This is a genomic window from Burkholderia sp. Bp9099, from assembly GCF_003857805.1.
In the GTDB taxonomy this organism is placed as follows: Bacteria; Pseudomonadota; Gammaproteobacteria; order Burkholderiales; family Burkholderiaceae; genus Burkholderia.
The window spans coordinates 209,727-222,566 of the sequence record NZ_QTPU01000008.1 but is presented as its reverse complement, the minus strand read 5'-3'; the positions used below and the strand labels follow the sequence as shown (position 1 = coordinate 222,566).

Annotated in this window: 12 protein-coding genes; 8 read left to right on the top strand and 4 right to left on the bottom strand. The window is 68.6% G+C overall.

The genetic code is table 11. The features are described 5' to 3' along the window. Positions 1-185 precede the first annotated feature (185 nt). Positions 186-2,189, top strand: coding sequence for a cyclic di-GMP phosphodiesterase (gene pdeR, locus DIE17_RS11480; RefSeq protein ID WP_124528956.1), 2,004 nt, complete (start codon positions 186-188; stop codon positions 2,187-2,189). Positions 2,190-2,240: 51 nt separating this feature from the next. Here pdeR and DIE17_RS11475 read toward each other — a convergent pair whose 3' ends face one another. Then, entirely contained in the window at positions 2,241-3,104 is an 864-nt protein-coding gene (locus tag DIE17_RS11475) for a crotonase/enoyl-CoA hydratase family protein (RefSeq protein ID WP_124920831.1), read from the bottom strand. A 182-nt stretch (positions 3,105-3,286) separates the two neighbouring features. Next, positions 3,287-3,511 (bottom strand): hypothetical protein, encoded by a 225-nt coding sequence (locus tag DIE17_RS11470; protein WP_124920830.1) that lies wholly within the window; start codon positions 3,509-3,511, stop codon positions 3,287-3,289. A 159-nt stretch (positions 3,512-3,670) separates the two neighbouring features. On the opposite strand from DIE17_RS11470, the gene DIE17_RS11465 reads away from it, so the two are divergent. The 3 genes from DIE17_RS11465 (at position 3,671) to DIE17_RS37910 (ending at position 6,995) form a co-directional block, all read left to right on the top strand. Beyond that, on the top strand, positions 3,671-5,641 hold the full coding sequence (locus DIE17_RS11465; RefSeq protein ID WP_124920829.1) for an APC family permease: 1,971 nt from the start codon (positions 3,671-3,673) through the stop codon (positions 5,639-5,641). 168 nt (positions 5,642-5,809) lie between these two features. Next, positions 5,810-6,811: an OmpA family protein gene (locus DIE17_RS11460; protein WP_124920828.1), complete on the top strand. Its 1,002-nt coding sequence runs from the start codon at positions 5,810-5,812 to the stop codon at positions 6,809-6,811. A 58-nt stretch (positions 6,812-6,869) separates the two neighbouring features. Beyond that, positions 6,870-6,995: a hypothetical protein gene (locus DIE17_RS37910; protein WP_260439219.1), complete on the top strand. Its 126-nt coding sequence runs from the start codon at positions 6,870-6,872 to the stop codon at positions 6,993-6,995. Positions 6,996-7,130: 135 nt separating this feature from the next. Here the strand turns inward: DIE17_RS37910 and DIE17_RS37360 are convergent, their stop codons facing one another. Next, complete coding sequence (locus DIE17_RS37360) at positions 7,131-7,289, bottom strand: hypothetical protein (protein WP_185500344.1); 159 nt, start codon at positions 7,287-7,289, stop codon at positions 7,131-7,133. 611 nt (positions 7,290-7,900) lie between these two features. Here DIE17_RS37360 and DIE17_RS11450 point away from each other — a divergent pair. After that, positions 7,901-9,811 (top strand): DUF3857 and transglutaminase domain-containing protein, encoded by a 1,911-nt coding sequence (locus DIE17_RS11450; protein ID WP_124520395.1) that lies wholly within the window; start codon positions 7,901-7,903, stop codon positions 9,809-9,811. Between the two features lie 76 nt (positions 9,812-9,887). Further along, on the top strand, positions 9,888-10,055 hold the full coding sequence (locus DIE17_RS37355; RefSeq protein ID WP_185735364.1) for a hypothetical protein: 168 nt from the start codon (positions 9,888-9,890) through the stop codon (positions 10,053-10,055). Between the two features lie 93 nt (positions 10,056-10,148). Here the strand turns inward: DIE17_RS37355 and DIE17_RS11445 are convergent, their stop codons facing one another. Next, positions 10,149-11,183 carry an AraC family transcriptional regulator gene (locus DIE17_RS11445; protein ID WP_124920827.1) on the bottom strand — a complete coding sequence of 345 codons (1,035 nt, stop codon included), beginning with the start codon at positions 11,181-11,183 and terminating at the stop codon, positions 10,149-10,151. Positions 11,184-11,253: 70 nt separating this feature from the next. On the opposite strand from DIE17_RS11445, the gene DIE17_RS11440 reads away from it, so the two are divergent. Then, on the top strand, positions 11,254-12,465 hold the full coding sequence (locus DIE17_RS11440; RefSeq protein WP_124920826.1) for an MFS transporter: 1,212 nt from the start codon (positions 11,254-11,256) through the stop codon (positions 12,463-12,465). Next, complete coding sequence (locus DIE17_RS37905) at positions 12,462-12,827, top strand: hypothetical protein (RefSeq protein ID WP_260439218.1); 366 nt, start codon at positions 12,462-12,464, stop codon at positions 12,825-12,827. Before DIE17_RS11440 ends, DIE17_RS37905 begins: the two co-directional genes overlap by 4 nt. Positions 12,828-12,840: the final 13 nt, after the last annotated feature.

Below are 12,840 nucleotides of genomic sequence, written 5' to 3'. Positions count from 1 at the left end.
GGAAAACCTGCGCGCGAGATGCGCGAACGCCGGTTCGCATTGGTTGGAAACAAGTACGGAACGAGGGCCACTGGCACGGTCATCACGACTGCCCCACCGGGTACGCGCACTGCGCGCCCGGGGATCGGGGGCGGCCGGCTCGCCTCCGTCTACACTGTGCGTTTTTTCTGGATCGGGGCGTGTCCATGGATGACGAAAACGATCGCGCCGTGCTCGAAGCGCATCTCGGTACGCATAGCCCGTGCTGGCGGCTCGGCAGCGACAGCAATGCACTCGAGCTGGCCGCCGTTCGCGGCCTGACCAATGTCGCGGTGGCACTGACCGGCGAGCAGGCCGCGCGGATCCGCGCGCTCACCGGCGTCACGTCGCACCTCGTGCTCGAACTCGCGCTGTTCGGCGATCCGGTCAGCCTCCATCTGGTCGGCAGGAAGGTCGACACCGCCAATTGGGCCGGCACCGCCTCCGCCTATTCCGATACCGCGTCCGTCGCTGGCGACCTCGCGCACGGGCTCGCGTTCGCCGAGCAGGTCGTGTCCGAGGTGAATTCGCTCGTCGTGATCCTCGACCGCAACGGCATGGTGCAGCGCTTCAACCGCCTGTGCGAGGAAGTGACCGGCAAGCGCGAGGTCGACGTGATCGGCCGCAGCGCGTTCGAGCTGTTCATGAGCCCCGACCAGGGCGCGCAGTCGCGCAGCAACATCACCGGCTTTTTCGCGAGCAACCGGGCGTTCGAGGTCGAGCGCTACATCAACACGGTCAACGGCCCGCGCCTGTTCCAGTTCCGCAACAAGTTCGTGCAGAGCGGCAGCGGCGCCGACGAGCAGTTCCTGATCTGCTCGGGCGTCGACGTCACCGAGGAGCGCAACGCGCAGCAGCGGCTCAGCGAACTCGCGAATTCCGACGTGCTGACCGGCTTGCCGAACCGTCATGCAATCAGCGAGCGCATCCGCGTCGCGCTGGCCGCGGACCGCACCGACGTGCGCGGCCAGGTCGGCATCCTGTTCCTCGATCTCGACAACTTCAAGCGCGTCAACGACCACTACGGGCACATCACCGGCGACCGCCTGCTGCAGGACGTGTCCGCGGTCATCGGCGGCTGCCTGCCGTCCGGCGCGACGCTCGCGCGGCTCGGCGGCGACGAATTCCTGGTGCTGTTCGAGCACGGCACGCGGCCGCTGCTCGAGGCGACCGCGCAGATCATCCTCGAGCGGCTGCGTACGCCGATCCACCTCGGGCTGGTGGAGGTCTACACGAGCTGCTCGATCGGCATCGCGATGTATCCGCAGCACGGCGATTCGCTCGAAACGCTGATCCGCAGCGCCGACACCGCGATGTACGTCGCGAAGGAAGAGGGCAAGCATACGTACCGCGTGTTCTCGCTGGAGATGAACCAGAAGGTCGCGAAGTACATGTGGCTCGACACGAACCTGCGCAAGGCGCTCGAGGAAGAGCAGTTCGTGCTGCACTACCAGCCGGTCGTCGACATCGCGACCGGCGACGTGCACGCCGTCGAGGCGCTGATCCGCTGGCAGTCGCCGGATCGCGGGCTCGTCGCGCCGATCGAGTTCATCCGCTTCGCCGAGGAATCGGGGCTGATCGCGCCGCTCGGGCGCTGGGTGATGCGCACCGCGGCCGCGCAGGCCGCCGCGTGGAAGGCGAAGGGGCTCGACGTGCGGATCGCGGTGAACGTGTCCGCGCGGCAGTTGCAGGACATGAACATCGTCGATCAGTTCGCGTCGATCCTCGACAGCGCCGGGTTGAAGCCGAGCCTCGTCGACATCGAGCTCACCGAAAGCAGCTTCATCGAGGACGAAGAAGCGGCGCACGAGCTGATGAAGCAGTTCCGCCAGCTCGGCGCGGAGGTTCACCTCGACGATTTCGGCACCGGCTATTCGTCGCTGTCGCAACTGTCGCGGCTGCCGCTCGATTCGATCAAGCTCGATCGCAGCTTCATCACGGGCATCGACCGCAACCCGCGCTCGCAGGCGCTGGTGCGCTCGGTCGTGTCGCTCGCGCGGGCGCTGGGTTTCTCGGTGGTCGCCGAGGGCGTCGAGACGCACGCGGAAGCCGAATTCCTGAAGCAGATCAACGTCGACCACGCGCAGGGTTTCTACTTCGCGCGGCCGATGCCGGCCCAGGCCTTCGAGGCCTGGCTCGCGGAAACCAGAAAGCTCAGGCTGATCGCCTGAGCCTCCCCGCATGACGGGCGCCGCCGCTTGCGCGGCGGCGCGCCGTTCACGTCACACCGTGCGCAGCTTCGACACGCGCCGGTTCTGCAGCATCACCAGGCGTTCCATGTACGCGAGATCCTTCGGCTCGATCGTGAACGCTGCGTGCACCCATTCCTCGGTGATGTCCATCAGCTCGGAACGCGTGAGATGGAACACGCGTTCGCGGGCGCGCAGCATCGCGCGGATGCCGTTCAGCTTCGGCTTCATCACGTCGATGAAGGTGCGTGTCGCGAGATATGCGTCGCCCGCGTCGAACGTCTGGTCGATCAGCCCGCGATCCTCGTACCACTCGGCAGCATGCGCCTCGCCGGACGAGATCAGCGCTTCCGCGAGCCCGCGGTCCGCCTTGCGCGCGACCAGCGAATAGCCGCCCATGCCCGGGAACAGGTTGAACGCGATCTCGGGGAAGCCGAGCTTCACGCCCTTCTGCGCGAGCATGTAGTGGTGCGCGAGGGCGGCCTCGAAGCCGCCGCCCAGCGCGCTGCCCTCGACCATCGCGATCGAGATCGCCCCGGTGCCGAAGCCCGTGTAGATCTCGTATACGCCGTCGATGCACGAGCGCGCGTAGGCCATCAGCTGGTCGCGGCGGCCGCTGCGGATCGCGTCGACGAAGAAGCTCAGGTCGCCGCCGACGTTGAACAGCTCGGGGACGAGCGAGCCCGTCACCCAGAAGTCGAACGGCAGGCCCGAGTCGCGTGCGACGCGCGCGAGATGGATGATGTCGGTGACGAGTTGCTGGTTGAAGCACGGCCGCGGCTCCGATCGCAGCATCATCCACATGACGTTGCGGCCTTCTTCGTAGAACGCGGTCAGTTGCGTGAGTTCGCCTGCTTCGTAAAACGGACGGCACGCCGGATGGGATTGGAGTTGCATGGTATGTCCTCGAGAGATGTGGTTTTTCAGAGACCGACGCGGCCGGCGACGTGGAAACCTGCCCCCGCACGGCGCCGGCCGCGAGGCACCGCCATTGTTGCGCGCGCACAAATGTCGAATTGCGGGGAACAACGCATGACGGGGGCGCGGGCGGGTATCGCGTCCGGCGCGAACCGTGCGGGTCATGCGGGTGATGCGAACGATGTGGTCGATGTGATCGCCCGGCGGGAGAACCGTGATGAGAGGTGGGCGGGATCGGGCCGGTGGTCGTCCGGGGCGGTGAAGGCAGCGAAGGCAGCGAAGGCGGTGAGGGCGGTGAGGGCGGTGAGGGCGGCCGCGATGACGATGCCGTGCGCGATCCGCGCGATCCGCGCGATCGGCCGGCGGGCGGCGGGCGGTACGGGCACGCCGCTTCGGCCGACGCGCGGCGTGCCGGCCGCTTACGCGGTGAAAGCGACGCCGTGCCGCCGACCGCGTCTCATGGATTGTGCGGACTGGTGCAGCGGCCGGGCGTCGGCTAGCTTTAGAAGATGACGCCGCCGCGCCCGGCGTCCCGGGAGGGGACCGTGACCGCATTCCAGAAGATGTGGCAGCTGCTCGTCGGGAAGCCGCTGGACCCGCTCGATCCGCGCACGCGCCATGCGATCGCGGTGACGCCGTTGCTGGCCTGGGTCGGACTCGGCGCGGACGGCCTGTCGTCGTCGTGCTACGGCCCGGAGGAAGCGTTCCTCGCGCTCGCGCACCACACGCCGCTTGCGCTGTTCCTCGCCTGCGCCACCGCGGCGACCGTGTTCATCATCGCGCTCGGCTACAACCAGGTGATCGAGCTGTTCCCGACCGGCGGCGGCGGCTATCGCGTCGCGACCTCGCTGCTCGGGTCGAAGCCGGGGCTCGTGTCGGGCGCGGCGCTGCTGGTCGACTACGTGCTGACCGTCGCGACGTCGCTCGCGAGCGGTGTCGACGCGTTCTTCAGCCTGCTGCCGGTCAGTGCGCAGGCGTTCAAGCTCACGACCGAGATCGTGCTGATCCTGCTGATGACCGGGCTCAACTTCCGCGGGATGCGCGAATCGATCATGGTGCTGCTGCCGATCTTCATCGGCTTCGTCGTGCTGCATTTCGGGCTGATCGTGTACGGCGTCGCGGTGCACGGCAGCGCGCTGGCGACGATCGTGCCCGACGCGGTGCACGAGGCGCACGGGATGTCGCAATCGCTCGGCGTGTTCGTGATGCTCGCATTGCTGATGCGCGCGTTCTCGCTCGGCGGCGGCACCTATACGGGCCTCGAGGCGGTGTCGAACAACGTGAACATGCTCGCGGATCCGCGCGTGCCGAACGGCAAGGCGACGATGTGGTACATGTCGACGTCGCTCGCGTTCACGGCCGGCGGCATCATCCTGCTGTACATGCTGTGGCACGCACGGCCCGTCGAAGGCGAGACGCTCAACGCGGTCGTGTTCGGCAGCGTGATCGATCATCTCGGGCTCGGCTCCGCGTTCGCGCGCCACGCGCTGCTCGCGGCGGTGCTCGCGTTCGAGGCAGGGCTGCTGCTGGTCGGCGCGCAGACGGGTTTTCTCGACGGGCCGGCGGTGCTGTCGAACATGGCGTCGGACTCGTGGGTGCCGCGCCATTTCCGCGACCTGTCGACGCGCCTCGTGCGGCAGAACGGCATCATCGTCGTCGGCCTGTCGGGCCTGCTGATCCTGCTGTGGACGCACGGCAGCGTCGACGTGCTCGTCGTGCTGTACAGCATCAACGTGTTCCTCACGTTCAGCATGTCGCTGCTGGGGCTGTGCACGTACTGGTGGCGCCATCGCAGCGAGCGCGGCTGGTTCAAGCACTTCTTCCTGTCGGCGCTCGGGTTCAGCGTGACGTCGACGGTGCTCGTCATCACGCTGATCGAGAAGTTCACGGCCGGCGGCTGGCTCACGGTGCTCGTGACGAGCGCGGTGATCGCGCTGTGCGTCATGATCAACCGCCACTACGCGTACACGCGCGCGCAGCTCGCGAAGGAAGACGCGCTGTTCTCGGGGCCGCCGCAGGCAGTCGACGAGGCGACGGCGCCGGGCAAGCCCGACCCGTCGCAGCCGACCGCGGTGCTGCTGGTCGGCAAGCATCGCGGCGCGAGCATGCATGCGCTGCTGTGGGTGAACCGGCTGTTTCCCGGGCACTTTCGCAACGTGATCTTTCTCGCGGTGGGCGAGGTCGATGCGAAGGCGTACGACGGGCATGAGCATCTCGAGCGGCTGCGTCACACGATCACCGAAGCGCTCGACTATTACGTCGCGCACTGCCGCCGCAACGGCATCGCGGCCGACTACCGGATCGCGTTCGGCACGAACCCGGTCGTCGAATTCATGAACCTCGCGTCGTCCACGCTCGATGCCTATCCGAACGCGGTGTGCTTCGCGAGCAAGCTGATCTTCAGGCGCGTGAATTTCCTGACCGCGTGGCTGCACAACCAGACGCCGGTCGAACTGCAGGCGCGGCTGCACGTCGAGGGCAAGCAGATGGTGCTGCTGCCGATGAACGTCGGGTAGCGATGCACGCGGGAGACGCCCGCGCACGCCTGGAAACGATTCAACATGACGTGGCGCGTCAGAACGTTCAGTATCCGAAAGCTATTGCCCGTTTTCCCGGAAAGATTTGATAAGATGCGCGCGCTTCGACGCCATCAACAGAACGACAAATCCTTTCCGAGGGGCTCAATGAAGAACGCAGCATCGTCCGTATTCCATGTCGCGCGCCGTGGCCGCCACGCACTGTTCGCCGCCGCGCTGCTGTCGCTTTCGTCGCTGGCGAGCGCTGGCGGCGACAAGCCGGGTGCGAAAGATCATCCGTTGCTCACGCGTTTCGCCGGCGCGACCATCACCGCATATTCGCAGACGCCGTTCGACGAGGCGTTCCTGCCGAACCAGCCGATCGACGACGAGAGGACCGCCAAGGGCCTGAATCTCGAAGGCAAGATCACGCGGATCTCGTACGCGATCGACGGCGGCCGGTCGACGCTGGAAGTCGAGCGCAACTATCTCGACGCGCTGCAGAAGGGCGGCTTCCAGATTCTGTTCCGCTGCACGGCGGAGCAGTGCGGAAAGAGCGGCGGCAACGACTTCCAGAGCGTCGTGATCAATTCCGGCCGGCTGCGGCAGGCGGGCGGCGGCGACGCGAACTTCGGCGACAAGCACCGCACGATCCTCGCGAAGCTGCCGCGAGCGTCCGGCGATGCGTATGTGTTCCTGCACATCATGGACAATTCGGCATCGAACAAGCGCACGCTCGTCTACGAGGAAGTCGTCGAAGTGAAGCCGATGCAGACCGGGCAAGTCAAGGTGCTCGATTCCGGTGCGCTGCAGAAGGGCCTCGCCGCGACGGGCAAGATCGCGCTGTACGGCATCTACTTCGACACCGACAAGGCGCAGGTGAAGCCCGAGTCGAAGCCGCAGCTCGACGAGATGGCGAAGCTGCTGACGGCGAACCAGGCGCTGAAGGTGTACATCGTCGGCCATACCGACAATCAAGGGCAGTTCGCGCACAACGCCGACCTGTCGCAAAAACGTGCGGAGGCCGTCGCGCAGGCACTGGCGACGACCTACAAGATCGCGCCGGCGCGGCTCGTCGCGAAGGGTGTCGGGTCGCTGTCGCCGGTTGCGTCCAACGGCGACGACGCCGGTCGCGCGCAGAACCGCCGCGTCGAACTCGTGCAGCAATAACGCACGCCGGACCGGGCGCACGCGCTGCGCGAACGAACAGGGCCGCGGCAACGCGACCGTGACGGGCGATGTGACGCCGACGCGCTACGACCTCAAGGGGCAATTGCACGGGCAGCATGCACAGGCCGGCGCATACACGCTCGCGTGGACGTGGCGCGGCAAGCGCGTCGGCGATTGCCATTGAGCGCAACGACGCTCGACGCGCAAGCCGCCGGACCGCGAGCGCCCTTCTGCGCCCGTTGATGTCCTCGAGAAACATGTGCCGCCATTCCGGGGCTGTACGCTTGAAGGGGCTCGACGTGCGCGGCGCGCTTTCCGCTTACGAATGGTGATGCGTATGCGAGCGTGCCGAGCGCTGCGACGAGCGGTGCAGCAGCCGGTCGCGCGTGCGGTCGCGGCTGCGCCGTTCCGCGAAGAACAGCACCGCGAACACGAGGACCGCGAGCATCAGGATGATCGCGACGATAGCGTTTTCCATGTCGCCTCCGGCAGGTAGGGGCCGGTGCCGGTCGTTCCGACCCCGGGCCGCGAACGCGCACACGGCGCAGCGGAAACGGGGGGCAAGAACGAGGGCCAGGCCGCGTTCGCGTCAGCATCGGCATCGCTTCGATCAGCGCGATTCCGAGCCGTGCCCGATCGCGGCGCCGACACGTTCAGGATGCCACCGTTCGAGATGCAGCGCACCGATCGGGATCACGCCCGGCAGCGCGAACGCGATCACGAGATAACCGATTTCGAACTCGTGTCGATCGGCACGATGTCTCCATCCCCATGTCGGCGTGTCGAATTCACCCGATCGTCATGCGTTTCGGCGACCTCGCGCGCGCGCGTTACGCGCCCAAATAATATGTCGCGACATGACATAAATGGCGATCGCGCGGCCAGCAGGGCGCGAAAGTGCGACAGTCATGCCTGCATGACGCATGCGCGCTTCCTCGTGCGCCCGGTGCATGGCGGCGCGGGCCGCCGCCCCGTGGCTTGACGCTCGCGGGCACGTCACCCACACTGGGTTGAACGACGGGGCGCGGCGCGCGCCAATGCGTGCCCGTTGCGTCCCGACCTGAACACGAACGCGCGGAGAGCTTCGACGTGGTGCGTTTTCCGTTCCGATCGACCGGCAGGCTGCCGGGTCGCGCCGCAACGCTCGCGGTTGCCGTGACCGCGATCGCGCTGGCGTTCGTGCGTCCCGCGTTCGCCGACGCGGGCGACGCCGCGCCCGTCACGCTCGTCAGCGACGTCCATGTATTCGTGATCCAGCACGACGGCTCGCTCGACGAGGACGACGATTCGACACTGCGCGCGAACGATGCGAACGGGATCGATGCGATCGCGCAGCGTTACGTGTGGTTCGACAAGAACCTCGAGAAGGTCGACCTGGTCGCGGCCGAGACGATCGATCGCGACGGCGTCGCGCATCCGGTCGGTCCGGAAGGCATCCGCGATGTGCAGGAGCCGCGCTCGGCCGGCGCGCCGACGTTCCAGGACGGGCTGCTGCGCACCGTCGTGTTTCCGGGCGTCGAAGCCGGATCGAGCACGCGCATCGCGTTCCGCAAGTCGCGCACGAAGCCGGTCAACGCAGGTTACTTCGGCTACTACGTCGAACCGTCGCGTGAGCCGGTGGAGAACCAGCGGCTGATCTTCGACGTGCCGGCCGACATGCCGCTGCATGCGGACGCACGCGGTTACGTCGCGCTGCCGCCGGTGACCGCGAACGGCCGCACGCGCTACGCATTCGAATACCGGCACGGCACGTACGACCGGATCGAGAACGGCTCGGTCGGCTATCCGACCTACGGCGACCGGCTCGTGGTGTCCACGCTACCCGACTACGCGGCGTTCGCCGCGCGCTACCGCAACGCGGCCGTCGACCCGGGCGCGAACGATCCGGCCGTCGTGCAACTGGCGCGCGCGCTCACCGCCGGCACCGCCGATCCGCGCGATCGCGCGCGCGTCCTGTACGACTGGGTGCAGGCGAACGTGCGTTACGTCGCGCTTTTTCTCGGCGAGACGGCCGCCGCGCCGCACCGCGTGACCGACATCCTGCGCAACCGCTACGGCGACTGCAAGGACCACGTTGCGCTGTTCGGCGCGTTGCTCGCGGCGGCCGGCATCCGCAGCGAAGCGGTGCTGATCAATCTCGGCTCCGTGTACACGCTGCCGTCGGTGCCCGGTTACGGCGGCGGCGCGATCAATCACGCGATCACGTGGCTGCCCGATCTCGGCGTCTACGCGGACACCACGACGGCCGGCATCGCGTTCGGCTACCTGCCGCCGATCGTGATGGACCGGCCGGCGCTGCTCGTCGACACCGGCGTGCTGTCGCGCACGCCGGCCACGCAGCCGAAGCACCGCGCCGCGCGCGTGGAGATCGATGCCGCGCAACCGGGCGCCGCGCGGTTTCATGCGCGCGTCGAGGACGACGGCTGGACCGCGGAACTCGAACGCACGCTGTTTCGCCGGGCGGCGCCCGACCGCATCCGGCAGCTCGCGAACGAACGCCTGCGGCAAAGCGGGCTGCGCGGCCGCGCGCAGATCGCGACGAGCGATCGCCGTGCGACGGACGGGCCGTTCGACGTCACGTATGCCGGCACGCTCGATCACTTCGTGTGGCCGGACGGCACGACCGCCGTGCCCGCGCTGTCGAGTCTCACGGGCGGCATCGCGACGCAGGTCGAGGGCTGGCTGGCCGAGCCCGTGCGCACGCAGCCGTGGGCATGCATCGGCGGCACGTTCGACGAGACCGGCCAGGTCGCGCTGCCGGCCGACGTCGCGGTGACCGACCTGCCGGCCGATACGGCCGTGCACGACCGTTTCGTCGAGTTCACGTCGCATTACGTATTCGATGCGGCCGCGCACGTCGTGCAGGTCACGCGGAGGATGAAGGCCGAATTCGGCCGCCAGGTCTGCACGCCCGACGAGTTCACCGCGCTGCGCGCGTCGCTCGAACGCATCGAACGCGATACGCAGGCGCAGATCGTCGTGCGGGCCAGGCAACGTTGAAGGTCGGGCGCGGCGCACGCGGCGCCCGGTGCAATCGCGCGTGCGGCCGAAGCCGGCCGGCGCGCAGGAGAGGAACATGACGGAACGGGAACACAAGATCGCCGACCTGTCGAAGGAATTGCTGGGCCGGATCGTGCAGGGTGCGGTGACGAACGGCGCGCCGGTGGATGCGCAACAGTGCGCGGCGCTGGCCGTGGAGTGCGCGACGGCGCTGATCGACGAGCTCGACGCGCGCAGCGGCTGAACGGAATCGTCACGCGCGGCGGCCGATCGTGCGATGCCGGGGCGACCCGGCAGGCGTTCGCTGCGCCGTGCGTTGCGCGTGACGCGTTACACGTCACGCATCGGCGTGCGTGTCGCCTTCGGCACGCACCGCGCCCGGCGGCCTGCCGACCACGCGCTTGAACGCGCGGCTGAACGCGGCGAGCGACCCGTAGCCGAGCCGGTACGCCACCGCTTCGATCGTCTCGCCCTCGCGGGCGATCCACTGCGCGGCGAGCCGCATCCGCAACTCGGTCAGGTAACGCACCGGCGTCATCCCGGTGGCCGCGAGAAAGCGCTCGGCGAATACCGAGCGCGACACGCCCGCTTCGGCGGCCAGTTCCGCGACGCTCCAGTTGCGCCCCGGATCGCGATGCAGCGCGACGATCGCGCGGCCGAGCTTCGGCTCGCGCAACGCCTGCACCCAGCCCGTCGCGTCGCCGCATCCGCACTCGACCCAGCCGCGCACGATGAACGCGGCGACCACGTCCGCGAGCCGTGCGAGGATGCCCGCGAAGCCCGCGCGCGCGGCGCACGATTCGCGTTCCATCGCGTCGAGCATCGGGCGGATTTCCGGGTAGCGCGCGAGCAGCGTGCCGACGTGCATGAATGCCGGCATCGTCCCGACGAGCGGCTGCATGCCGCCGAGATCGAGCTCCATGCACGCGCTGAAGATCAGCGTATCGCCGGCGGCCGGCTCCGTCGCGGCGCACGTCGTCGCGCCCACCGACGCGACCGTGTCGCAGATCTTCGCGGCCGCGAAGCCGCCGATCTCGCGGCACGGCGCGTCCGGATCGGACAGCAGCGCATGCGTGCGGCCGTGCGGCAGCAGGATCGCGTCGCCGGCCTCGAGCCGCACCGTCGTGCCGTCCGCGTCGCGCAGCAGCACGGGCCCGCGCCCGACGAAATGGAACTGCGCGCGGCCCGGCGCATGGCCGAAGCTCAGCCCGAACGGCCGCGGCACCTGGATCCGGCGGTACTGCACGCCGCTCAGGCGCATTCCCAGCAACAACTCGCTGACGAGGTCGTGCGTGTCGGGAATCGGGGGCAGAAGCGGCTCGGACATAGCGAGATTCGGACGATCGATCAACAAGAACGGATTGTATGTCATAGACCGTCCTGCCGCTGTTCCTTACGATACGCCCTCATCAGTACTTTCCCTAACCGACACGGAACCCCGCATGAATCCCGGAATCTCCTCGGCCGCTTCGACGGCGGCCCCCCGTGAACCGGCCTGGGGCGCGGTATTCGCGATGACGCTCGGCGTGTTCGGCCTCGTCACCGCCGAATTCCTGCCCGCGAGCCTGCTCACGCCGATGGCCGACAGCCTCGGCGTGACCGAAGGCGTGGCCGGCCAGGCCGTCACGGCCACCGCGACGGTCGCGCTCGTCACGAGCCTGCTGATCTCGGCGCTGACGCGCACGATCGACCGCCGGCGCGTGCTGCTCGCGTTCTCGGTGCTGCTCGTCGCGTCGAATCTCGCGGTCGCGTTCGCGCCCGGCCTGACGACGCTGCTGATCGGCCGCGTCGTGCTCGGCGTCGCGCTCGGCGGCTTCTGGACGATGGCGACGGCCACCGCGATGCGGCTCGTGCCGACCGCGATGGTGCCGCGTGCGCTGTCGATCATCTTCAGCGGCGTGGCGGTCGCGACGATCGCGTCCGCGCCGATGGGCAGTTATTTCGGGCACCTGATCGGCTGGCGCAACGTGTTCCTGATCGCGGCCGGGCTCGGCGCGCTCGCGTTCGTGTCGCAGGTCATGACGCTGCCGTCGATGCCGCCGAGCGGCACCACGCGGCTGCGCACGCTCGTCGACGTGCTGCGCCGGCCGACCGTCGGCCTCGGGATGTTCGCGACGATCCTCGTGTTCACCGGGCATTTCGCGTTCTTCACGTACCTGCGGCCGTTCCTCGAGCAGGTGGCCGGTGTCGGCGTGAACGGGCTGTCGGCGATCCTGCTCGGCTACGGGATCGCGAACTTCGTCGGCACGTCGCTCGCCGGGCGCGTGCTCGAGCACCGGCTGCGGCCGATGCTGATCGGGATGCCCGCGCTGATGGTCGTGCTCGGCGTCGCGCTCGTCGCGCTCGGCCGCGCGCCGATGATCGACGCGGTGCTCGTCGCGTTGTGGGGGATGGCGTTCGGCGGCGTGCCGGTCGCCTGGTCGACGTGGGTCACGCGCACCGTGCCCGACGAAGCCGAGAGCGCGGGCGGGCTGATCGTCGCGGCGATCCAGCTCGCGATCGCGACGGGCGCGGCGGCCGGCGGCGTCGTGTTCGACGCGAACGGCGCGGGCGGCGTGTTCCTGGGCGCGGCCGCGGTGCTGGCCGTCGCGGTCGCGACGATCGTGACCGGCGTGCCGAAGCGGGTTGGCGTGGCGCCGGCGCTGGCCGAGTGACGGATTACGGCACGCCGATGCGCGCGATCGCGCATCGGCTAGTGGCGCGGCGAGGTCGCGCCAGTCGTGCAACAGCCGGCCCGGTTCATGCGGCGTGGCGTGGCCGAATCGACCGTATCAAGCGGATAGCGGGACAGGACGCCGCCTGGGCGATGTGCGCCGCCGGCATGGCGGCGCGACGCCCGAAGCGTGCTTTCGGCATCTGCTCGCTGTCGATGAAACCGCCGGAAACCTACGCGCTGCGGCTCGCGACCGTCATCGACGGCGCGCTCAGCAGCGGGCAGGCACTGCATGCGCACGGGCCCGTGCGCTTCCTGCAGGAATGCGCGCAACTGCTGATGCGGAAGAAGGGCCGGAAGTGAATGACGTGACGCG